We start from the raw sequence: 23144 nt of genomic DNA on the forward strand, positions 1-23144 counted from the left end.
ACCGACCATGACCAAGCAGCTCCTGTTCAAGTCGCTGTTGAGCTTGTCCCTGATCGGGGCGACCGGTGTCGTTCAGGCCGAGGAGATAAGACTCAACGCTGTCTCTTTCACCCCCAAGACGGCGGTGGTGTCCCATGGTTTCGAAGAGTTCGTCACGGCCATCAATGAAGAGTTCGATGGCGAGCTCGAGATCAACTGGCGTGGTGGCCCCGAGGTGATGCCGCCCTTCCGGCTGGCCGATGCCGTGCGTAACGGATCCATCGACATGGCCTTGACCAGTCCCAGCTATTATTCAGGACTCGTGCCATCGGCCACGGCGTCCAACCTTTCCTTCAAGACCTACGAGGAAATTGCCGAAACCGACTACCTGGAGCGCATGACCCAGGTGCATGCAGAGCGCGGTTTGCACTTTCTCGGCGAGATCCCGGCCAGTCCGGTGAAGTTCTTCCTGTTCTTCAAGGACGAAGTCGCTGGCATCGATGACCTGGAGGGCAAGCGCATTCGTGTCTTCCCGACCATCCTGCCGTTCGTGGAATCGCTGGGTGCCGAGCCCCTGGTGATGCCCATGGGCGAGATCTATACCGCCATGGAGCGTGGCGTCATCGATGGCTTCGCCCAGAGCAATCTTGGCTGGGTCGATCAGTTCAAGGATGTGGTGAACTATTACATCACCCCACGTTTCTATCGTGCCGGATTCAATGTGCTGGTCAATCCCGAGGCTTGGGAAGAGCTGCCCGAGGGGCTGCGCGAACGTGTGCAGGCCTATCTGCGCGAGGAACTGGCGCCGCAGATCGATCGGAGCTGGGAGGAGACGATGGTCACGGCCCAGACACAGATGGAGGATGCCGGGTTCCAGGAGGTCAGGCTGAGCGGGGAAGCTGCCGATGAGTACCTGGATACTGCGATCGAGGCCGCCTGGCAGCATCTCGCCGAAGATGTCGACCCTGATCTGCACGCCGAGCTCAGGGCCATGCTGGTCGACTGAATGTGATCCGATGCCGGTGCCAGTCGTCGTGGTGCCGGTATTCATCCACCTCCCGGGGCTTTCGTTATGGATGATTCCTTCTCCGTCGAGCATGCGTCGTCCAACGCCTTCATGCGTGGCGTCAGTCGGCTCAACCTTTGGTTGGCCTGGCTCAGTGGCCTGGTGCTGGTGATCGCGACCGGGCTGGTATTCCTGGAGATCCTGTCACGACTGATCTTCGATCGCTCCCTGGTCTGGGTCGTCGAGCTCAGCGAGTATGCGTTGCTCTACATGACCTTCCTCGGTGCCCCCTACCTGCTCGAAAAGCATCGTCATGTGGCCATCGACCTGGTGACCGATGCCCTGCCGGCGTGGCCGCGGCGTCTGCTGGTCGCGGCACTGAGCGCGCTGGCGGCGGTGGCCTGTGGCTACTGTGCCTGGGTCGGCGGTGTGGTGACACTCGACCAGCTCGAGCACGGGATGCGCGAGACCACCCTGATGCGACCGCCGAGCTATCTGATCACCCTGGTCTTTCCTCTCGGCATGCTGTTGCTCGCGATCCAGTTCGTGGCGCAGACGCTCGACAGTTTCAAGCGCTGAGCCCCGAGTGGCACGCGCAAAGACAATAATCTCCCCTGGAGGCTGATATGGACTGGTGGCTGACGCTGCTCCTGCTCATGGGACCGCTCCTGCTACTGATGATGCTCGGCATGCCGGTGGCATTCGCCTTTCTGGTCGTCAACCTGGTAGGCGCCTATGTGCTGCTGGGTGGCATGTCGGGGGTCGAACAGCTGGTGATCAACACCACCGGTGCGCTGACCAGTTTCACGCTGGTGCCCATCGCCATGTTCATGATCATGGGCGAGGTGATGTTCCGGTCGGGTATCGCCAACGATCTGCTGGACACGCTCGACAAGTGGTTCGGCAAGCTTCGCGGTCGCCTGGCCTTCATGGCCGTGGGAGGCGGGGTGCTGTTCTCCACCCTGACCGGTAACAGCATGGGCTCGATCGCGCTGCTGGGTTCCAGCCTGGTGCCGGAAATGGAGAAACGTGGCTACCAGAAACCCATGTCGCTGGGGCCGATCCTCGGTTCCGCCGGCCTGGCGATCATGATTCCGCCGAGTTCACTGGCCGTCGTGCTGGGCGTCGTGGCTGAATTGCCGATCGGTCGGCTATTGATTGCCATCATCCTGCCCGGTTTGTTGATGGCGGTGCTCTATACCGCCTACATTCTCGGTCGCTGTACCCTGCAGCCGGAGGTGGCGCCGTCCTTCGACGTCGCACCCACCTCGATGCGGGTCAAGCTCGAGGCCGGGGCGCGCAACATCCTGCCCATCGGCATCATCGTCTTCGCCGTGGTCGGCGTGATCTTCCTGGGCCTGGCTACACCCACCGAGGCGGCCGCCTCGGGCGCCGTGGCGACGGTGCTGCTGGCGCTGTTCAAGCGTCGCCTGAGCTTCGATATCTTCAAGAGCTCGATGTTCGAGAGTGCTGCCATCTCGGTGATGGTACTGCTGATCGTTGCCGGTGCCATCGCCTTCACCCAGTTGCTGTCCTTCACCGGGGCAACCTTCGGCCTGATGGATGCCGTGCTCGGGTTGCCCTTCGACGACAAGACCATCGTGCTGGCCATGGTGCTGACCATCGTGGTGCTCGGCATGTTCATGGGGCCATTGCCGATCATGATGATTACCCTGCCGATCTTCGTGCCGGTGGTGGAGCAGTTCGGCTTCGATCCCCTCTGGTTTTCCGTGCTCTTCCTGATCGCCATCGAGACCGGCTCCACCTCACCGCCGCTGGGTGCCGCATTGTTCGTGATGAAGGCCGTGGCGCCCGAGGGAACCCGCATGGGCAGCATCTACAAGTCGGCGTTGCCCTTTCTGGTCTGTGACTTCCTGGCCATCGGTATCGTTTTCGCCTTTCCCGAGATCGTCACCTGGCCGGTTGGCCTGATGTTCGACTGAATCGATGCCCGGTGGGCGACGCCGGACATATGTCTGAGGAAGCTATCATGCGACGTCCCAACTTCGTCATCTTCGTCACCGACCAGCAGCGTGCCGAGCACCTGGGCTGCTATGGCGATCCGACCGTGCGGACGCCTAATCTGGATGGCCTGGCCGCCGACGGTGTGCGCTTCGAACGTTTCCATGTCGCCACGCCAATCTGTCAGCCCAATCGGGCCTGCCTGGTCACCGGACAGCAACCCTCGGTCAACGGCGTGCGTCAGAACGGGATTCCGCTGGATCTGGACAGCGTCACCTTTGCCGATGTGTTGCGTGACGCCGGCTATAACACCGGTTATATCGGCAAGGCCCACTTTCAGAACGTCACCGACATTCCGGCGCCCGAGCGGCGCCAGGGAGGGCAGGGGGAGACCCTGCCCGACGAGCTCGGTCATAGCCTGCGTCGACAGCGCACGGGCGATGCCTATCGTTGGGAAGTGCGTCGACGCTGGGCCGACCGTCCCGATCTGGAACTGCCGACGCCTTATTACGGCTTCGATCATGTGCGCCTGTGCATCGGCCACGGCGACCTGGTGGAAGGGCACTATACCGCCTGGCTGCGCGAGCGCCACGCCGATCCGGATGCGCTGCGCGGCCCGGCCAACGCCCTGCCCGACGAGCGCGTCACGGCGCCACAATGCTGGCGCACAGCACTGCCGGAGGCCGACTACCCGACTCGCTACGTCGCCGAGCAGGCGTGTGATTTCCTCGACAAGCAGGATGGCGAGACGCCCTTCGTGCTCGTGGTGTCCTTTCCCGATCCTCACCATCCCTTCACGCCGCCTGGGCGTTACTGGTCCATGTACGACCCCGATGACGTCGTGTTGCCCCTCAACGCCGACGAGTCCGTCGATGGTATCCCGGGTCTGCCCGCCTCGGCGCTGACGGCCTACCGCTGGGGGGAGGACGAGCCAGAAAGTCATTGGCCGCTGACGTTATCCGAACGTCAGATCCGCGAAATCATCGCCCTCAACTACGGCAGTATCAGCATGATCGATGATGCCGTGGGTGAGGTGATGGGGCGTCTCGAAGCCCTGGGGCTGAACGAGGATACCGTGGTGGCCTTCACGTCCGATCATGGCGATTACATGGGCGATCACGGCACCGTGCTCAAGCTCGGCCTGCACTTTCAGAGTGTCGTGCGCGTGCCCTTGATCTGGCGTGATCCCCGAACCGTCGAGTCGAGGGGGAGCAGGTCCTCTCGGTTGGGCAGTGCCATCGATCTGGCCCCGACCCTGCTGCAGCGAGCCGGACTGCGCATCCCGGTCGGCATGCAGGGGCGCGATCTCTTCGGTGAGGCGCCGGCTGCCCCGGTGCTCATCGAGGATGCCGGTATCGAGGTGTTTCGTGATGGAGATGCCGGCAGTGGCATCACCACGCTGGTGACGGATGGCTGGCGACTCAGCCTCTTCGAGGGCGAGGCGGGCGGAGAGCTCTACGACTTGGCCGAGGACCCGCATGAGACGTGCAATCTCTGGATGGATCCGGGGTGTCAGGCGCAGAAGGCATTACTGCTCGAGTGCCTGGCACGACGCATGGCCGAGCTTCGAGACAAGCGACTCTCGGCATCGGCCAGAGCCTGATGGGACCACGGGAGAAGCGGCCCGTGACGAGGCTCTCTTCTCCTGAAACCTCTTTGATTTCATGTAATTACCGTTTTTCTGGCGAAGGCGAACACACCTTGACAACGGGGCTTTAGAAGGCTATTTTTATTTGTATCAAATAAGAAATGTAGTTTTAAATATGAATCGATGAAGGGTCGGCATCGACCAGGGAGCATCGGCTCGCCGGTTGCAATCCGGTATCTTGGGTTCAGGAGCGCCACATGCGATGTAAGAACAGTAAGGTCGGCGCGAACGGATTCCGACACCAAGTGACGAGGACGCCATGAACGGTAGCGAAAAGGATGCACGCAAATACATGATTCCGGGCCTGGAGCGCGGCTTGATCATTCTGATGGAGCTGAGCCGCAACCATCGGGAGATGAGCTTCGCCGAGATCGTCAAGCGTGTCGATATTCCCAAGGCCACGGCCTATCGTGCGATCCAGACCCTCGAGTACATGGGGTTCATCCGGCGTCATCCCTCCACCGGGCTGTATACGCTCGGTGTCAATGTTCTTCGTCTGGGGTTCGAATACGTCGCTTCCCTGGATGTCGTCCAGGTCGGTCAGCCGGTGATCGAGTCGTTGCGCGACAAGACCGGTTGCTCGAGCCACATCGCCATTCGGGATGGGCAGGATGTCATCTACGTGGCCAGGGTCAGTGCAGCCAACGCCACGATTCGGCGGGTCAGCGTGGGGACTCGGCTGCCGGTGCATCGTACCTCCCTCGGGCGTGTGCTGTTGACCGGCATGAGTCGCGAGGCATTCGAGGCGCTCTATCCAGAGGAAGCGCTGCCGGACAATGAGCCTGGTGCGCCCGAGGACCGGGAGACGCTCTGGCAGCGGGTTCAGGAGGATCGCCAGCGCGGCTATGTCATCGGCGAATCCTTCTTCCAGTTCGGTATCTCCTCCATCGTCTATCCGCTGTTCAACCATGACGGCGAGGTCGAGGGCGTGGTCAGCATCATGGTCCCGGTGCACGAGATTCCGGAAAGTGATCGCGACCGCCTGCGCCACGATGTTGCCGAGGCGGCCGACAACATATCGAATCTGCTGGGATATCAGGGCCATCCCGGGGAGCACTACAAGATGAGATGACCCCAGGCTGATTCAATCCGCCGGGTGCTTCACCTGGAGCGCATCCGGTCATTACCACAGATCACCGCGCAGTCGTCGCGATGCTCATGCATCGCGAAGAGGGGCTTCGTGTGTCTGAAACGTCCAACAAGAGTGACGGTCGAGGTCACATTAGCAGGAGATCGACATGAGTATCGTGGGTATCGAAGCGCTGGAGTTCGGCGCCGAGGACATCGAGACCGGCAAGCGGTTCGCCGAGGATTTCGGGCTGGCCAGTATCGAGGAAGAGGCCGAGAGCGCGACCTTCGAAGCGCTCAACGGAGGGCAACTGGTGATCCGTGGCATCGATGACCCGGCGTTGCCCGAGGCATTCGAGTCAGGATCGACCCTGCGCCGCATGACCTGGGGCGTGGCCGATGTGGAGGCGCTGGCGGAATTGCGCGAGCGGCTGTGCGATCAGCCGGGCTTTGTCGACAATGGCGACAGTCTCGAGTGTCGCGACCCCAATGGGCTGACCGTACGCATTCAGCCTACCTCGCTGCGCGATGTCGAGCTGGAAGTGACACCGATCAACCAATGGGGTGACATGCGCCGGGTCGATCAGCCGAGTCCGGTGTACGAACGGGCTACGCCGGCCAGCATCGGCCATGCGGTCTTCTTCGTCGACGACCTGGAGGCGAGCGAGAGATTTTACCGTGAGCTGCTGGGGTTCTCGGTCTCTGACCGCTATATCGACCGCGCCGTCTTTCTGCGCATGCAGGCACGCGGGGGGCATCACAACCTCTTCCTCCTCAAACTGCCGCATCGGGGTGCGGGCTTGAACCATGTGGCCTTCACGGTGCGCGACATTCATGAGGTGATCGGGGGTGGCCTGGCCATGAACCGGCGCCAGTGGAGCACCTTCATCGGGCCCGGGCGGCACCCCGTTTCCTCGGCCTACTTCTGGTACTTCAACAGCCCGTTGGGCGGCGCTTTCGAGTATTACACCAACGAGGACTATCTGACCGAAGCCTGGGAGCCGAGAGAGATGCAGCATTCGCTGGAATCCTTCACCGAATGGGCCATCGAGGGCGGTATCGACGCCGATACCCGGCGCCAGAAGCAGCCCGAAGCCTGAATCCGGTCGGGCACCTGACGGCCCGATAATCGACAGACAAGAATCGGAGCCGGTCGCCCGTGGGCGGCCGGTCCGGGGAGCCTTTGTTCCGACATTCGGCGCGGCGCCGTCGGGCCAAGTGCAGGAAGGTATTTCCCGGGCACCGACGAGAGCCGCGCCATCCTGAGGAGACACAGCATGTCCGCACAGTTTGAAACCTGGAAAAAGCCCGACGATCTGTCTTTCGCTGACTGGATCGAATCGCGCGTTGCGCGTTTCAAGGGCCGCAAGTATGACTGGAACGCGCTGAAGTTCCAGGCCGACTACGACCCCAAGTACCGCCGTGCCCAGATGCGCTACATCGGCACCGGTGCCACCGGCGTGGCTGATGACACCAACACCATCCCGGCCGAGCACTTCACCTTCTCGACCATGGTGCTGCCGTCCAAGTGCGAGGGCCCGCTGCACGTGCATGACGACGTGGAGGAAGTGTTCTTCGTGCTCAAGGGCTCCATTCGCCTGTTCCTCAAGGACGGCGATCACTACACCGAGACCGTGCTCGAGGAGCGTGATGTGGTCTCCGTGCCGCCGGGCATCTATCGCGGCCTGCTCAACGAGAGCGAGGAGGAGGCCCTGATGTGCGTGATGCTGGGCACGCCCAAGCCGCAGATCCCGACCTATCCGGACGATCACCCGCTGTCCAAGGTCAAGCGCGACGGATGAACGGGCCGGCCATGACACCCCAGGCAATGACACCCGGGCAATTGACGCTCGACGCCGGCCGCCAGGCCTACCGCGAGACCGGCGAGGGCCCCGCCATCGTGCTGCTCCACGGCATCAGCTCCGGAGCGGCCTCCTGGGCGCCGCTGGCCGCGCGCCTGGGCGGCTATCGGCTGCTGGCCTGGGATGCGCCGGGCTACGGCGGCAGCCAGCCGCTGGCCGAGGCCGAGCCCACGGCGGCCGACTATGCCGCGCGTCTCGAGGCCTGGCTCGACGCCCTGGGCGTCGAACGCTGTGTGCTGGTCGGCCACTCGCTGGGGGCGATGATGGCCAGCGCCTTCGCCGCCCGCCGGCCCGAGCGGCTGGCCGGGGTGGTCCTGGCCGACCCGGCGCTCGGCTATCGCGGCGCCGACGAGGACAAGCGCGACAGCGTCTACCGCAGCCGCTGGACAATGCTCGTCGAGCAGGGCCACGAGGCCTATGCCGCGGCCCGCGCCCCACGCCTGCTGCGCGATGGCGCCCGGGACGAGGATGTCGCCCGGGTCCGCGAGGGCATGCAGCGCCTGCACGTCGCGGGCTTCGCCCAGGCCTGCTGGATGCTGGCCAACGACGCCCTGGAGGGCTATCTGCCCCAGGGCTTGCCGGTACCGGCCACGGTGCTGTGCGGCGACGAGGACGCCATCACCACGCCTGCGGCCTCGCGGGCCCTGGCCGAGCGACTGGGGCTGCCCTATCGCGACCTGCCGCGCGCCGGGCATGCCAGCTACATCGATGCCCCCGAGGCCTTCGCCGCGGCCGTCGCGGCCTTCGCCGGGCCGCTGCTGGCGCCATCCACCCGGCACTGAGACGAGGACGACACCATGAGCTTTATGATCGAAGACCGGGTCGCGGTGGTCACCGGCGGATCCTCCGGGATCGGCCTCGAGACCGTGCGCCTGCTGCTGACCCACGGCGCCCGGGTGGCGCTGTGCGGCCGTAACGCCGAGCGCCTCGCGGCGGCCCGCGCCGCCCTCCAAGAGGAATTCCCCGCCGCCGAACTGCTGGCCGAGACCTGCGACGTGCTCGACGAGGCGTCCTGCGCGGCCTTCGCCGAGGCCGTGGCCGAGCGCTTCGGCGGCGCCGACATGCTGATCGCCAACGCCGGCCAGGGCTACGTGGCCCATTTCGACGACACCCCGCGGGAGGCCTGGCTGTCCGAGGCCAACCTCAAGCTGTTCGGGGTGCTCAATCCGCTGAGCGCCTTCCGCGACCAGCTGGCGGCCTCCGAGATCGGTTCGCTGACCTGCGTCAACTCGCTGCTGGCGCTGCAGCCCGAGCCGCACATGATCGCCACCTCGGCGGCCCGGGCGGCGCTGCTCAACATGACCCACTCGCTGTCCCACGAGCTGGTCGGCGACGGCATTCGGGTCAACTCCATCCTGCTGGGCATGGTCGAGTCCGGCCAGTGGCGGCGCCGCTTCGAGCAGCGCGACGATACCTCCCAGACCTGGGAAGAGTGGATCGGCGCCATCGCCGCCAAGCGCGGCATCCCCATGGGCCGCCTGGGTCGCCCGCAGGAGCCGGCCCGCGCGCTGGTCTTCCTGGCCTCCCCGATGGCTTCCTTCACCACCGGCGCCGCCCTGGACGTCTCCGGTGGCTTCAACCGCCACCTGTGACGACACGGAGAATCCCATGACCCAACGACTGATGATGATCGGCTACGGCGCCATGGGCAGCGAGGTGCATCGCCTGCTGCCCGCGGGCCTGGAACTGGCCTGGGTGGTGGTGCCGGAGGCCTTCGCCGCCGATGTGCGCGACCGCCTGGCCGGTCAGGCCGAGGTGCTGACCGCCATCGACCAGTGCGCCGAGCGCCCCGACCTGGTGGTCGAGTGCGCCGGCCAGCCGGGCCTCGCCGAACACGGCGAGGCGGTGCTGCGCCGCGGCCTGACCCTGGCGGTGGTGGCCACCGGCGCGCTGGCCGACGAGGTCCTGTACGAGCGGCTCGCCACCGCGGCCCGCGAGGGTGGCGGGCGCATGCAGCTGTTGTCGGGGGCCATCGCCGGGATGGACGGCCTGGCGGCGGCCCGCGAAGGCGGCCTGGACGAGGTCACCTACGAGGCCTGCAAGGCGCCGCGCAGCTGGAAGGGCAGCCACGCCGAGCAGCTCGTCGACCTCGATGCCGTCGCCGAGAAGACGGTGTTCTTCGAGGGCGACGCCGGCGAGGCCGCGCGACTGTTCCCGGCCAACTCCAACGTCGCTGCCACCATCGCCCTGGCCGGGGTGGGCATGCGCGACACCCGGGTGAAGCTGATCGTCGATCCGGCGACCACGCGCAATACCCACCGTATCCATGCCAGGGGGCGCTTCGGCGAGTTCACCATCGAGCTCAACGGCCATCCCCTGGAAAGCAATCCCAAGACCTCGACCCTCGCCGCCCTGTCGGTGGTGCGCGCCTGTCGCCAGGCGCTCGAGCCGGTCTCGTTCTAAGGGAGGTGTCCGAGATGACCCTGAAGATTTTCGTTGCCGGCGAATGGCGCGAGGGCCGCGGCGACCCCATGGTGTCGCGTTTCCCCGCCGACGGTTCGGTGAACGCCGAGCTCAACGCCGCGAGCCTCGACGACGTCGAGAAGGCGATCGCCACTGCCGACGCGGCCTGGCGTGCCCCCGCCTGGCGCGAGCGTCTGCCCCACGAGCGGGCCGAGGTGCTGTATCGCGTCAGCGACCTGATCCGCGAGCGCCTCGACGAGCTCGCCGCCCTGCAGACCCGCGACAACGGCAAGCCGCTGGCCGAGGCCCGTGGCCTGGTGGCCAGCGCCGCCGGTACCGCGCGCTACTTCGCGGCGGCCTGCGAGACCCTGGAGGGCGAGCTGCCCACCCGCCGCAACGCCGAGTTCCTGACCCTGAGCCAGTACGAGCCGCTCGGGGTGATCGCCGCCATTACGCCCTGGAACTCGCCGATCGCCAGCGAGATGCAGAAGGTCGCCCCGGCGCTGGCCGGCGGTAACGCCGTGGTGCTCAAGCCCGCCGAGGCCACCCCGCTGATGGCGCTGAAGCTCGCCGAGCTGTTCGAGCAGGCCGGCCTGCCCAAGGGGCTGCTCAGCGTGCTGCCGGGCCGCGGCCGGGTGATCGGCGAAGCCATCGCCCGCCATCCCAGGGTGCGCAAGATCTCCTTCACCGGCGGCACCGGCACCGGGCGTCACCTGGCCCACGTGGCCGCCGACAAGCTGATCGGCACCTCCCTGGAGCTGGGCGGCAAGTCGCCGACCATCATCCACGAGGACGCCGACCTGGAGCAGGCGGTGAAGGGCGTGGCCTACGGCATCTTCAGCTCCGCCGGCCAGGCCTGCATCGCCGGCTCGCGGCTGTTCATCCACCGCAGCCGCTACGACGAGGTCATGGCGCGCCTGGAGACCATCGCCCGCGAGCTGCGCGTCGGCCACCCCGAGACTCCCGGCGTGCACCTGGGCCCGCTGATCAGCGAGGCGCACCGCGACGGCGTGGCGGCCTACGTCGAGCGGGCCCGCGAGGAGGGCGGCCGCATCCGCGCCGGTGGCGTGATCCCCACCGAGGGCGAGCTGGCCGCGGGGAGCTTCTATCCGCCGACCCTGATCGAGGGCCTGCCCCACGACAGCGCGGTCTGCCAGGAGGAGATCTTCGGCCCGGTGCTGGTGGCGCTGCCCTATGACGACGAGGACGAGCTGGTCGGCATGGCCAACGACAACGTCTACGGCTTGGCCGCCGGCATCTGGAGCGCCGACTACCGCGCGGCCCTGCGCCTCGCCGACCGGCTCGAGGCCGGCACGGTGTGGATCAACACCTACAAGAAGTTCTCCATCTCGACGCCCTTCGGCGGCTACAAGGAGAGCGGCCTGGGCCGCGAGAAGGGCCGCCAGGGCATCCAGGCCTACATGCAGCAGAAGAGCCTGTACCTGGGCCTCGACGCGAACCCCAACAGCTGGTGCGACTGAGCGCCCACGGTCACAGAGGATTAGCATCATGACGACCATCACCGTGGGCGACGCCGTCGCCCGCACCCTGGAAGCCTACGCGGTCTCGGCCGTGTATGGCGTGATCTCCATCCACAACCTGCCGATCGCCGACGCCATCGGCCAGCGCGAGCGGGTGCGCTTCGTGCCCTCCCGCGGCGAGGCCGGGGCGGTGACCATGGCCGACGGCCACACCCGCGTCGGCGGGCTCGGCGTGGCCCTGACCAGCACCGGCGCGGGCGCCGGCAATGCCGTGGGCGCCATGCTCGAGGCGCTCAACGCCGGCACCCCGCTGCTGCACATCACCGGCCAGGTCGAGAAGGCCTACCTGGATCGCGACGCCGGCTTCATCCACGAGACCCGCGACCAGATGGGCTTCCTCGCGGCCTGCTCCAAGCGTGCCTACCGCGCCTGCACCCCCGAGCAGGTGGTGCCGCTGCTGCACCGCGCCATCCAGGAGGCGATGACCCTGCCGCGGGGCCCGGTGAGCCTGGAGGTTCCCATCGACATCCAGGCCAGCCGGGTCGAGTGGATCGAGACCGCGCCGGCATCGCCCGCCGCGCCGGCCCGGGCCGCCGACGCCGAGGTCGACGCCCTGGCCGAGCGGCTGCTGGCCGCCAAGCGGCCGGTGCTGTGGATCGGCGGCGGCTGCCTGGAGGCCGGGGACGCCGTGCGTCGCCTGGCCGACGCCGGCATCCCGGTGGTCTCCAGCACCCATGCCCGCGGCGTGCTGCCCGACAGCCATCCGCGCAGCCTGCGCGCCTTCCACAGCGCCCCGGCGGTGGAGGAACTGTTCGCCGCCAGCGACCTGATGCTGGTGGCCGGCTCGCGGCTGCGCAGCAACGAGACCCGCACCTACTCGGTGACCCTGCCGCGGCCGCTGGTGCAGATCGACGTCGATCCGGCGGCAGCTCACCGCAACTACTCCGCCGACGCCTTCCTGTGCGGCGAGTGCGGCGACGTGCTGTCGCGCCTGGCCGATCGCCTGGAAGGCAAGCGCGCCCCCAACGCCGAGGTCGACCGCGATGTCGCCAAGGCCGTGGCGGCCGCCGAACGGGCGTTGCGCGACCAGGTCGGCGAGTATGCCAGGCTCAGCGACGCAGTGCGCGAGGCGCTGCCCGACGACGGTGTCTTCGTGCGCGACATTACTGTTTCCGGCAGCACCTGGGGCAGCCGGCTGCTGCCGATCGAGCGGCCCTTGACCAATATCCATTCACTCGCGGGTGCCATCGGTCAGGGACTGGCCACCGGCATCGGCTGCGCCGTGGGCGCCGAGGGCCGCAAGGTGGTCACCGTGGTCGGCGACGGCGGCCTGATGCTGATGGTCGGGGAGTTGGCCACGCTGGCTCAGGAAGGCCTCGACATGACCCTGGTGGTGATGAACGACGGCGGCTACGGCGTGATGCGCGGCATCCAGGACAAGTACTTCGAGGGCCGCCAGTACTACAACGACCTGCATACGCCGGACTTCATGGCCATGGCCGACGCCCTGGGCCTGCCGTGCTGGAAGGTCAGCCATGGCGACGACTTCCAGGCCGTGCTGGCCGAGGCCGTCGGTCAGCACGGCCCGGCGGTGGTCGAGGTGGACATGACGCGGGTGGGACCGCTCGAGTTCTCCGGCCCTCCCCAGAAGACGCTTTATTGAACCGGCGGGCGCGCGTCGTGGTTTTGCTGAGCCTGCGGCGTTGTCCTTTCGTTCATCGGGCAAGAGGAGGTTACGGGACATCCAAGTGCCTATAGAGAGTTTCTAGCGACTGCATCCCACGTCACTTTGCTAGCGACGTACAATCACAACAAACGAGAGTTGTATCATGATATATAAAAAGACGCTGATGCTGGCAGCACTGTTGCCGGTAGGGCTGACTAGTGCCACGACATCCCAGGCCTTCGATGTGGTACCGGCTGGCGAGCCCGTCGTGACGGGCGAGCCGAGCCGCGTCGGAGCGCCCTGGAACCATCGCAGCACCTTCAACATTCCCGGCACGAACACCGATATTGCCTTCGGGGGTTATGTCAAGTTCGATGCGCTTTATGACTTTGATTACAATCTGGGAGAGATTACTGATCCACTGGCAACTGCCAGCGAGGACAATGCCACCGACGGCAAGACGACGTTCACTGCACAAGAAACGCGCCTCAACTTTCGCACCCAGACCCAGACCGATTTCGGTATGCTGAATACCTATTTCGAAGGTCATTTTGCCCCCGACAACAAGTTCAACCTGCGCCATGCCTACGGCGAGTACAACGGCTTTCTGGCCGGCCAGTCCTGGACCAATTTCATGTTTTTTCTGGGGACACCGAGGATCCTCAAGCTGGGTGGACCGATCGGCTATGCCACCGGCCGCCCCGAACAGGTGCGCTATACCCATGAGTCAGGGGGGAACACCTTCGCGGTGGCCCTCGAGAACCCGGAGTACTCGGTATCCGATCTCGGCCCCGGCGGTGCCGTCGACGAGAATACCGAGCTGCCGGACCTGACGCTGCGTTACCGCTACAAGCGCAATTTCGGTGTTTCCGGCGTGGTACGCCAGGTCTCCACCGATTCGGCTGTCAACGGGCAGGACGAGAGTGCGACCGGCTACGGGGTGGCCGCCCAGGCGGCGCTGCCGATGAACAACACCACGCTCAAGGGCAACTTGATGGTAGGCAGTGGCCTGGGCGGCTACCTGGACTATGTGCCGGCGTCCGGTGCCAAGTTCCGTGCGCCCGATGCCTATCTGGCTGCCGATGGGTCGCTCGAGACCGTCGATATGCGCAGCTATGGCGTTTCCCTGGATCACCGCTGGAACAGTGACTGGTCGAGCTCCATCGGCACCTCACGAGTTCATCAGGACCTGCCGGATGACGCGCCGGCCTTCCAAGGGATGACCGACACCGTGCAGTTTTCCCATGTGAACCTGATCTGGGACGTGAACGAGCGTCTGGCAGTGGGCATGGAATACCAGTACGTCGACCTCGAAAGGGTCAGTGGCGAGAAAGTGGATGCCAGTCGCCTCCAGGCCAGTGCCAAGTTCCAGTTCTGATCCCCCCGGCGACGCCGGGAGCTGTGAGCCGTAAGACGTAAGAACGCCCGGACATTGTCCGGGCTGGAAGCTTGAAGAAACCCAGCTGCGAGAAACGAGTCACGAAAGTCAACCCCGGCTCCGAACGACTCGTTGCTCGCCGCTCGGGACTCGTATGCTTTCTCTTCGAGCTTACACCGCGTCCTTGTCGGTTTCGCCGGTGCGGATGCGGATGACCTGTTCGAGCGGCGTGACGAAGATCTTGCCGTCGCCGATCTTGCCGGTATTGGCCACTTGGGTGATGGCGTCGATGACCTGCTCGGTCATGTCGTCATCCACCGCGACCTCGAGCTTGACCTTGGGCAGGAAGTCGACCACGTATTCGGCACCGCGATAGAGCTCGGTATGGCCCTTCTGGCGGCCGAAGCCCTTGACCTCGGTGACGGTGATGCCCTGGACGCCGATCTCGGAGAGTGATTCGCGTACGTCGTCGAGCTTGAACGGCTTGATGATGGCGGTCACCAGTTTCATGGTCTTGTCCTCGCGTGGTTCGTGTGCCGGCGGCGCCGCACGCCGCCCTTGCTGGCCTCATTGTGACAGAGCATACACCCGCTGCGAACAGAATAAAAAAGCCCCCTTGCGGGGGCCAGTGGAGCACGCCAGCTCACTCGGGGGTCGCCTCATTTCTTGGCGACGTTGAACTCGGGGTAGGCTTCGAGACCGCATTCGGCCAGGTCGACGCCTTCGTATTCTTCTTCTTCGCTGACCCGGATACCCATCACGGCCTTGAGGATCAGCCAGACGATCAGGCTGGCCACGAATACCCAGATGAAGATGCCGAGGATGCCGATGATCTGGGCGCCGAAGCTGGCACTGCTGTTGGACAGCGGTACCGCCAGCACCCCCCAGATCCCGACCATGCCGTGGGCGGAGATGGCACCGACCGGATCATCGAGCTTCAGCTTGTCGAGGCTGACGATGGAGATGACCACCAGCAGGCCGCCGAACCCACCGATCAGGGTGGCACCCAGGGCGCTGGGCGACAGCGGGTCGGCGGTGATGGATACCAGGCCGGCGATGGCGCCGTTCAGTGCCATGGTCAGGTCGGCCTTGCGGAACCAGGCCTTGGCCAGGATCAGGGCGGCGATCACGCCCCCGGCGGCGGCTGCGTTGGTGTTGACCAGTACCTGCGCCATGTTGTTGGCGGACGCCACATCGGACACCTTCAGCTCGGAGCCGCCGTTGAAGCCGAACCAGCCCAGCCACAGGATGAAGGTACCCAGTGTCGCCAGCGGCATGTTGGCGCCCGGAATGGCGTAGATGGCCCCGTCCTTGCCATATTTGCCCTTGCGGGGGCCGAGGACCAGCACGCCGGCCAGCGCGGCGGAAGCGCCTGCCATGTGCACGATACCGGAGCCGGCATAATCGGAGAACCCGATCTCGGCCAGCCAGCCGCCGCCCCAGGTCCAGTAGCCGGAGACCGGGTAGATGAAACCGGTCAGAATCACGGTGAAGATCAAGAAGGCCCAGAGTTTCATGCGTTCGGCGACCGCACCGGAGACGATCGACATGGCGGTGGCCACGAACACGACCTGGAAGAAGAAGTCGGCGCGGGCGGAGTAATAGGGAGCGTCGTCACCGCCGGCGGTCACCGCGTCCACGGTATTCTCGCCACCCAGCAGAAAGCCCAGGCTGGGCAGGACGCCGCCGGCACTGCTGGAGTACATGAGGTAGTAGCCCACCAGCAGGTACATGGTACAGGCGATGGCGAACAGGGCGATGTTCTTGGTCAGGATCTCGGCGGTGTTCTTGGAGCGGACCAGGCCGGCCTCGAGCATCGAGAAACCGGCGGCCATCCACATCACCAGGGCGCCGCAGATCAGGAAGTAGAACGTATCGAGCGCATAAGCAAGCTCTGTCATGACAAAGGTCTCCGTATCGGGAACAGGCAGGAAGGCGGTCGGCGATCAGACGGCGTCGGCGCCACGCTCGCCGGTGCGGATGCGGATGACGTCTTCCAGCGGGGTCACGAAGACCTTGCCATCGCCGATCTTGCCACTGTTGGCGGCATTGCAGATGGCATCCAGCACGGTATCCAGGCGGTCGTCATCCACCGCGACCTCGACCTTGACCTTGGGCAGGAAGTCGACGACGTATTCGGCGCCGCGATATAGCTCGGTATGCCCCTTCTGGCGACCGAAGCCCTTGACCTCGGTGACGGTGATGCCCTGTACGCCGTTGTCGGCGAGTGCTTCGCGGACATCGTCGAGCTTGAAGGGCTTGATGACGGCGGTAATCAGCTTCATCCCGGTTCTCCCTTGTTCGGTGAGCGCGGCACGTTGCCGCGCGGTGCATGCTTGTCCTGGTGTAGCGCAAACCGTGCCAGGTTCTCTGATAGTCCTTTTTTTTCATTAACCTGTGGCATGAGAATGCCGACTGGCACCGGAAGCGGTGCAAGGTGGCATGGGCGTTGTGCACTGGTTTGGTGCTTCGTCTGCGCTGCCGTGCCCCAGAAGGTGGCGGTCGGGAAGAATGCGGTGAGAGGACGCCTTGCGTATCCTGTCGGGAGGTTCCCTACTATCGTTCAGGAGAAGCAGCATGGTCAGCCAGGATCGCATCGGCCGCTTGGCTCAGCAGATCGGTGAGCGCCTTCAAGGTGCCTCTCAGGCTCCGGAAGACGTACAGAAAGGCGTGCAGCAGGTGGTAAAGGGCGCCTTCGATCGTCTCGAGCTCGTCTCACGGGAGGATTTCGACATCCTGATGGATGTCCTGCAGCGAACTCGAGGGCGAGTCGAAGCCCTGGAGAAGCAGGTCGCCGCCCTGGAAGACGCGCTGGATGCCTCTGCCGCCACCGTCGACGAGGAGGCCGAAGAGGTCCGGGAAGCCGCGACGGGCCCCGATTCCCCCGAGGAGGATGCCGGCGCCGGTGAGACCGGGCGGTGACCCGGCGGGCGTACTCCGTGCCACTGGTCTAGCCTGAGAAGGCGAGACAAGGACGTCACATCCGGACAAAACAGAGGCGCGAGGGAACGCCGATGACGCTGGCGATTGTTCGCACTCGGGCAGGCCTGGGCCTGGAGGCGCCCGAGGTGCTGGTCGAGGTCCATCTATCCAATGGCCTGCCGGGCATTACCCTGGTCGGGCTGCCGGAAACCGCCGTCAAGGAAAGCCGTGAGCGGGTGCGCAGCGCCCTGGTCAATGCCGGCTTCGAGTTTCCGCTGCGGCGTATCACCCTGAACCTGGCGCCCGCCGACCTGCCCAAGGACGGCGGGCGTTTCGACCTGCCGATCGCCCTGGGCCTGCTGGTCGCTTCGGGGCAGATTCCCCCTGAGGCTCTGGCGGAGCTGGAGTGCGTTGGCGAGCTGGCGCTGGACGGTAGCCTGCGCCCGGCGAGTGGTGTGCTGCCGCTGGCCATGGCCTCGCGGCAAGCGGGACGTCGCTTGATCGTGCCCCGTGCCAACGCCGACGAAGCGGCCCTGGCCGGTGACCTGGAGGTGCTGCCCGCCGAGCATTTGCTGGAGGTGGTGGCTCACTTGCTCGGGCAGGAGCCCATCGCCGTCCACCGGTTGCAGGCGCCCCCTCGGCGGGATGCATCGGAGCCGGATCTGCGCGAGGTCAGGGGGCAGCACCAGGCGCGTCGGGCCCTGGAGATCGCGGCGGCGGGCGGGCATAACCTGTTGTTCGCCGGTCCACCGGGCACCGGCAAGACCATGCTGGCCAGCCGCCTGCCCGGCATCCTGCCGCCGCTCGGTGAGGACGAAGCGCTGGAAGTGGCGGCGGTGCGTTCGGTCAGTGGCCTGCCGCTGGCGGAACAGTGGGGGCGTCGACCCTTCCGGGCCCCACATCACACCGCGAGCGCCGTGGCACTGGTCGGCGGCGGTTCGCGCCCCAAACCGGGGGAAATCTCTCTGGCGCACCATGGTGTGTTGTTTCTCGATGAACTGCCGGAGTTTTCGCGGCAGGTGCTGGAAGTGATGCGCGAGCCCATGGAGTCCGGGCAGATCCATATCGCCCGAGCGAGCCACGAACGTCGCTACCCGGCGCGCTTCCAGCTGGTGGCGGCGATGAACCCTTGCCCCTGCGGTCACCTGGGTGACCCTCGCCAGGCGTGTCATTGCACGGCGGCGCAGATTCAGCGCTATCAGGCGCGGTTATCGGGGCCTCTGCTGGATCGCATCGATCTGCAGGTCGAGGTGCCGAGCCTGCCGGCAGACCAGTTGACATCCCGTGAGCCTGGCGAAGACTCGGCGACGGTACGCCAAAGGGTCCTGGCGGCGCGCGAGCGCCAATGGGCGAGGGGGGCGCTCAATGCTCACCTGGCAGGCCCCGACCTGGAGGCCGCTTGTGCACTGGGCGCCGAGGATCGCGCCTGGCTCGCCGAAGTGCTGGAACGGCTGCAGCTCTCGGCGCGCGCCTTCCACCGGGTGCTGCGGGTGGCCCTGACCCTCGCCGACCTGGCCGGAGCGGGGCGACCCGATCGCGAGCATCTGATCGAAGCCATCGGCTATCGCCAGCTCGACCGGCTGCTCAAGGGCGGCTGAGGCCAGGGCTACAGGGCGGTCGCGTCGAGAGCGCCGTCGATGTGGGTTTCCCACAATACCTGGTCACGGCCGGGGCGTCGCAGGGAAAGGGTCAGACGGTAGGGCAGCAGCTCGCGGTCGGAGAGTTGCAGGCGTGGCGCCGAGGCACTCAGGCGGCTGTCGAGGCGCCACTGATTGCGTCCCGCACCCTCGGTGAGGGAGGGACGCCAGTCAAGCACCTGAGGACCGTCGTCGAGCCCCAGCAGGGCACGGGTCAAGCTTTCCATCAGGCGTTCATCGGAGAGGCCCAGTTCAGGGTCGACCGCCGGCATGGCCAGTAGCAGCACCTGGTCGGTGGCCGGACTGGGCAGGGTCGGCGAGGCGGCCACCTGCTCGGCGACGCGCTCGCCTAGCCCGAACAGCGCCTGGCGCACGGTCTCGGGGCGCTCCGGAGTGGCGGCGCAACCGGTGAGGGCGAGCAGCAACAGCACCAGAAGTGCCCGTTGAGGAGTGTTCATGAGCAACGACGCCTTTCAGGGGGCAGGGCCTCGAAACTTTCCTCCAGGTCGGCGAGGAAGCGCGCCAGGTCAGCGAACAGCGTGCGGCGTATCGGCTCGGCCTCGTTGACCAGGTGGTGTCGGGCTTCGGGATGGCGACAGATTTCGGCATTGGGGAACTTGCGATCCAGCACGTCGAGGTTCCATTCCCAGTCCACGGTCGAATCCTGCTCGCCCTGCAGGATGAGGGTGGGCACACGGCTGGGGGGCAAGGCCAGCAGGCGGGGCATCCAACGTCGCATGGCATCGACCCATTCCATGGTCAGGCGTTCCGGTTGCAGCGGGTCGCCTTCTCGCAGGAAGGTGGCAAAGTCGCTGTCGGTGGAATTGTCGCGAAAGCGGCGTGGTACCGAGCGCACGAAGGGGCCTACCAGCCGGTGCAACCAGCTGGATTGCGGCCAGCCCCAGGGGCGTACCAGCGGGGCCAGCAGGGCGAGGCCATGCCAGTGGCCGTCATTGCCCCGCGTGAGCGCATCGGTGGCCAGTATGGCAGCGCCGGTGCTCTGGCCGATCCCGACCCAGGGAGGCGCGGCCAGGTCGCGGTCCTCGAGCTCCCGGCGAAGGTCGGTCAGGCAGGCGCCGTATTCGTCGAAGTCGCCGATGGAAGCGCGAGGGCCACTGGAGAGGCCGTGTCCGGGGAGGTCCCAGAGCACGACGCGCCAGTTGCGCTCAAGCAGGCATTCGAGCAGATGGCGATAGAGCCCCAGGTGGTCATAGTAACCATGCACGACCCAGATCGTGCCGATGGGCTCCCTGGGCGTCCATATCTGGGTCCATAGCCGGAAGCCGTGTATTTCCACATGGCCCACGTGCAGGTCCATCGTCTCGGCGAGCAGCGGACTCAGGCCATAATGGTCGAGATAGTGCTCCAGCGCCTGGCCGGCCTGCTCGGCCGGCGCGAGGGGGCCGAGTTCCTGTAAGGGAGTGAAGTCGCTCATCGCATCCTCTGCTGTGCTTGCCCATGCTAGCGTCAAGCCGGCGGCGGAGCCAGCCATGAACTCGAAGTGAAAGCGTCGGCCACGTCTCGTCATTTGGTCGATATCGCGGCGTGGCGCGTCCTCCCTGGCTTTACATGTGGAATAATTTTCCACAAAATTATTGTCGAGCAGTCACCCTTCGCTGTCCGGCCGCTCGGTGCCAGGGGGCGCCGAACTGCCACGCATAAGGAGAACGACCCATGACCCAACGCATTACCCGCCATCGTCTTCAGGTGGCCGCCGAGCTGGACCGTTTCATCAATGAGCAGGCTCTGCCGGGAACCGGTGTCGACCCCGAAGCCTTCTGGTCCGGCGTGGACGCCCTCTTTCACGATCTGACACCAAAGAACCGTGAACTGCTCGCCGAGCGGGATCGCCTGCAGGCCGAGCTCGATACCTGGCATCGTGACCATGCGGGACCGGTGCGTGACATGGCAGCGTACCGTGCCTTCCTCGAGGAGATCGGGTATCTGGTGGAGGCGCCGGCGAATGTCGACGTCACCACCACCAATGTCGATCGCGAGATCGCCGTTCAGGCCGGGCCACAGCTGGTGGTGCCGGTGAACAACGCCCGCTATGCCCTGAATGCCGCCAACGCGCGCTGGGGCAGCCTCTACGATGCCCTCTACGGCACCGATGCCATTTCCGAGGAAGACGGTGCCGAGAAGGGCGACAGCTTCAATCCCAGGCGTGCCGAGAAGGTCGTCGCCTACGCCCGCGGCGTGCTGGACCGTGCCGCCCCCCTGGCCACCGGCTCCCATCGCGAGGCAGTCAAGTATGCGCTGCGTGACGGTCACCTCGTCGTGACCCTGGAAGGCGGTCGCGAGACCGGCCTCAAGGCGCCCGGCAAACTGGTGGGTTTCCAGGGGGAAGCCGAGGCGCCCGATGCGGTACTGCTGGTCAATCACGACTTGCATCTGGAGATCCGGATCGATGCCGGCCACCCCATCGGCAAGACTGATCCAGCGGGGGTCAAGGATGTGGTCGTGGAAGCGGCCCTGACGTCCATCATGGACTGCGAGGATTCCGTAGCCGCGGTGGATGCCGAAGACAAGGTCGAGGTCTACGCCAACTGGCTGGGTCTGATGAAGGGCGACCTGGAGACCCAGATCGAGAAGGGCGGCAAGACCTATACCCGCCGACTCAACGATGATCGCACCTGGCGCAATCCCGCGGGTGGCGAAGTGACCCTGCCGGGACGCTCGTTGCTGTTCGTACGCAACGTCGGCCACCTCATGACCACGCCGGCGGTGCTCGATGCCGATGGCAACGAGTTGCCCGAGGGCATCCTCGATGGCGTCGTCACCAGCCTGATCGCCCTGCACGACCTAGCCAAGGGCAAGGGGGAGCCTCGCAACTCCCGCGAAGGGTCGGTGTATATCGTCAAGCCGAAGATGCATGGCCCGAAGGAAGTGGCCTTCGCCGATGCGCTTTTCGCACGTGTCGAGGACCTGCTGGGCATGACCCGCGACACCCTGAAGATGGGCATCATGGATGAGGAGCGCCGGACCTCGGTCAACCTCAAGGCGTGTATTGCCGAGGCCACCTCGCGGGTGGTGTTCATCAATACTGGTTTCCTGGATCGCACCGGTGACGAGATGCATTCCACCATGGAAGCCGGCCCGATGATCCGCAAGGGCGACATGAAGAACAGCGCCTGGATCGGCGCCTACGAGCGCAGCAATGTGCAGACCGGCCTGGCCTGCGGGCTGCGTGGTCATGCCCAGATCGGCAAGGGCATGTGGGCCATGCCGGACCTGATGGCGGCGATGCTCGAGCAGAAGATCGGCCATCCCCGGGCCGGTGCCAATACCGCCTGGGTGCCATCTCCCACGGCGGCGACCCTGCACTCGTTGCATTATCACCAGGTCAGCGTCGCCGACGTGCAACGCGAGCTCGAAGCTCAGGGCGAGCCCGATTGTCTGGATGAGCTGCTTACCGTGCCGGTGGCCGAACGCCCGGACTGGAGCGACGATGATATCCAGCAGGAGCTCGACAACAACTGCCAGGGGATCCTCGGCTATGTGGTGCGCTGGGTGGAGCACGGCGTGGGGTGCTCCAAGGTGCCGGACATCCATGATGTCGGCTTGATGGAGGATCGTGCGACCCTGCGGATCTCCAGCCAGCATGTGGCCAACTGGCTGCATCACGGCGTGGTGGATGAAGCCCGCGTGCGGGATACCCTCGAGCGCATGGCGAAGGTCGTCGACGAGCAGAATGCCGGCGATCCGGCGTATACGGCGATGAGTGCCGATTTCTCGGCCTCGCATGCTTTCCAGGCCGCCTCCGACCTGATCTTCAAGGGGCTCGAACAACCGGCCGGCTACACCGAGCCGCTGCTGCACCACTGGCGCGCGGTTCACAAGGGAGCCTGATCGGCTGCGGGCTGCGGGCTGCGGGCTGCGGGCTGCGGGCTGCGAGATGCGAGATGCGAGATGCGAGATGCGAGATGCGAGATTGAGGTTGCGATCTCCGGGTAGCAGGACACCCTGATACTCGTCGCTCGTCGCTCGTCGCTCGTCGCTCGTCGCTCGTCGCTCGTCGCTCGTAGCTCGTAGCTCGTCGCTCGTAGCTCGTCGCTCGTAGCTTTTTCTCGGGCACGACGAGAAAAGAATGTCACAAAAGGGTATAGACCACGACAGAAATCACGAAAGATAC

Annotated in this window: 21 protein-coding genes; 16 read left to right on the top strand and 5 right to left on the bottom strand. The window is 65.5% G+C overall.

The window, feature by feature from the left end:
• Positions 1-7: 7 nt before the first annotated feature.
• The 13 genes from dctP to RSO41_RS02270 all read left to right on the top strand — a co-directional run bounded on the left by dctP (position 8) and on the right by RSO41_RS02270 (position 14453).
• A complete protein-coding gene (gene dctP / locus RSO41_RS02210) occupies positions 8-985 on the top strand; it encodes a TRAP transporter substrate-binding protein DctP (RefSeq protein WP_315617355.1) in 978 nt (325 codons plus the stop codon).
• Positions 986-1051: 66 nt separating this feature from the next.
• Entirely contained in the window at positions 1052-1564 is a 513-nt protein-coding gene (locus RSO41_RS02215; RefSeq protein ID WP_315617357.1) for a TRAP transporter small permease, read from the top strand.
• A gap of 47 nt (positions 1565-1611) precedes the next feature.
• Positions 1612-2928, top strand: a complete 1317-nt coding sequence (locus tag RSO41_RS02220; protein ID WP_315617359.1) for a TRAP transporter large permease — start codon at positions 1612-1614, stop codon at positions 2926-2928.
• Between the two features lie 47 nt (positions 2929-2975).
• Positions 2976-4550 (top strand): sulfatase, encoded by a 1575-nt coding sequence (locus tag RSO41_RS02225; protein WP_315617362.1) that lies wholly within the window; start codon positions 2976-2978, stop codon positions 4548-4550.
• A gap of 304 nt (positions 4551-4854) precedes the next feature.
• Entirely contained in the window at positions 4855-5667 is an 813-nt protein-coding gene (locus RSO41_RS02230) for an IclR family transcriptional regulator (RefSeq protein WP_315617364.1), read from the top strand.
• A gap of 166 nt (positions 5668-5833) precedes the next feature.
• Positions 5834-6763 (top strand): VOC family protein, encoded by a 930-nt coding sequence (locus tag RSO41_RS02235; RefSeq protein WP_315617366.1) that lies wholly within the window; start codon positions 5834-5836, stop codon positions 6761-6763.
• Between the two features lie 177 nt (positions 6764-6940).
• Entirely contained in the window at positions 6941-7465 is a 525-nt protein-coding gene (locus RSO41_RS02240) for a cupin domain-containing protein (protein WP_315617368.1), read from the top strand.
• Positions 7466-7476: 11 nt separating this feature from the next.
• Positions 7477-8307: an alpha/beta hydrolase gene (locus tag RSO41_RS02245; RefSeq protein WP_315617370.1), complete on the top strand. Its 831-nt coding sequence runs from the start codon at positions 7477-7479 to the stop codon at positions 8305-8307.
• Positions 8308-8322: 15 nt separating this feature from the next.
• Positions 8323-9117 carry an SDR family oxidoreductase gene (locus RSO41_RS02250; protein WP_315617372.1) on the top strand — a complete coding sequence of 265 codons (795 nt, stop codon included), beginning with the start codon at positions 8323-8325 and terminating at the stop codon, positions 9115-9117.
• A 16-nt stretch (positions 9118-9133) separates the two neighbouring features.
• Positions 9134-9928, top strand: coding sequence for an aspartate dehydrogenase (locus RSO41_RS02255; protein WP_315617374.1), 795 nt, complete (start codon positions 9134-9136; stop codon positions 9926-9928).
• A gap of 14 nt (positions 9929-9942) precedes the next feature.
• Positions 9943-11409 (top strand): aldehyde dehydrogenase, encoded by a 1467-nt coding sequence (locus tag RSO41_RS02260; RefSeq protein ID WP_315617376.1) that lies wholly within the window; start codon positions 9943-9945, stop codon positions 11407-11409.
• A gap of 28 nt (positions 11410-11437) precedes the next feature.
• Complete coding sequence (locus tag RSO41_RS02265; RefSeq protein ID WP_315617378.1) at positions 11438-13072, top strand: thiamine pyrophosphate-binding protein; 1635 nt, start codon at positions 11438-11440, stop codon at positions 13070-13072.
• A gap of 166 nt (positions 13073-13238) precedes the next feature.
• Positions 13239-14453, top strand: coding sequence for a DcaP family trimeric outer membrane transporter (locus tag RSO41_RS02270; protein WP_315617380.1), 1215 nt, complete (start codon positions 13239-13241; stop codon positions 14451-14453).
• Between the two features lie 171 nt (positions 14454-14624).
• Here RSO41_RS02270 and glnK read toward each other — a convergent pair whose 3' ends face one another.
• The 3 genes from glnK to RSO41_RS02285 form a co-directional block, all read right to left on the bottom strand.
• On the bottom strand, positions 14625-14963 hold the full coding sequence (glnK, locus tag RSO41_RS02275) for a P-II family nitrogen regulator (RefSeq protein ID WP_064699844.1): 339 nt from the start codon (positions 14961-14963) through the stop codon (positions 14625-14627).
• A gap of 149 nt (positions 14964-15112) precedes the next feature.
• On the bottom strand, positions 15113-16354 hold the full coding sequence (locus RSO41_RS02280) for an ammonium transporter (RefSeq protein WP_315617385.1): 1242 nt from the start codon (positions 16352-16354) through the stop codon (positions 15113-15115).
• A gap of 45 nt (positions 16355-16399) precedes the next feature.
• Entirely contained in the window at positions 16400-16738 is a 339-nt protein-coding gene (locus RSO41_RS02285) for a P-II family nitrogen regulator (RefSeq protein WP_013330858.1), read from the bottom strand.
• A 292-nt stretch (positions 16739-17030) separates the two neighbouring features.
• On the opposite strand from RSO41_RS02285, the gene RSO41_RS02290 reads away from it, so the two are divergent.
• The gene (locus tag RSO41_RS02290) at positions 17031-17375 is read left to right on the top strand and encodes an accessory factor UbiK family protein (RefSeq protein WP_315617391.1); all 345 of its coding nucleotides are present in this window, start codon (positions 17031-17033) and stop codon (positions 17373-17375) included.
• Between the two features lie 92 nt (positions 17376-17467).
• Positions 17468-18973 carry a YifB family Mg chelatase-like AAA ATPase gene (locus RSO41_RS02295; protein ID WP_315617393.1) on the top strand — a complete coding sequence of 502 codons (1506 nt, stop codon included), beginning with the start codon at positions 17468-17470 and terminating at the stop codon, positions 18971-18973.
• Between the two features lie 8 nt (positions 18974-18981).
• Here the strand turns inward: RSO41_RS02295 and RSO41_RS02300 are convergent, their stop codons facing one another.
• Both RSO41_RS02300 and RSO41_RS02305 read right to left on the bottom strand, forming a co-directional pair.
• Positions 18982-19470: a hypothetical protein gene (locus tag RSO41_RS02300; RefSeq protein ID WP_315617395.1), complete on the bottom strand. Its 489-nt coding sequence runs from the start codon at positions 19468-19470 to the stop codon at positions 18982-18984.
• Complete coding sequence (locus RSO41_RS02305) at positions 19467-20447, bottom strand: alpha/beta hydrolase (protein ID WP_315617397.1); 981 nt, start codon at positions 20445-20447, stop codon at positions 19467-19469. The genes RSO41_RS02300 and RSO41_RS02305 overlap by 4 nt, the downstream gene beginning before the upstream one ends.
• A gap of 239 nt (positions 20448-20686) precedes the next feature.
• Between RSO41_RS02305 and RSO41_RS02310 the strand changes: the two genes are divergently transcribed.
• The gene (locus tag RSO41_RS02310; RefSeq protein ID WP_315617399.1) at positions 20687-22861 is read left to right on the top strand and encodes a malate synthase G; all 2175 of its coding nucleotides are present in this window, start codon (positions 20687-20689) and stop codon (positions 22859-22861) included.
• Positions 22862-23144: the final 283 nt, after the last annotated feature.

The organism is Halomonas sp. I1 (assembly GCF_032334135.1).
GTDB lineage: Bacteria > Pseudomonadota > Gammaproteobacteria > Pseudomonadales > Halomonadaceae > Halomonas.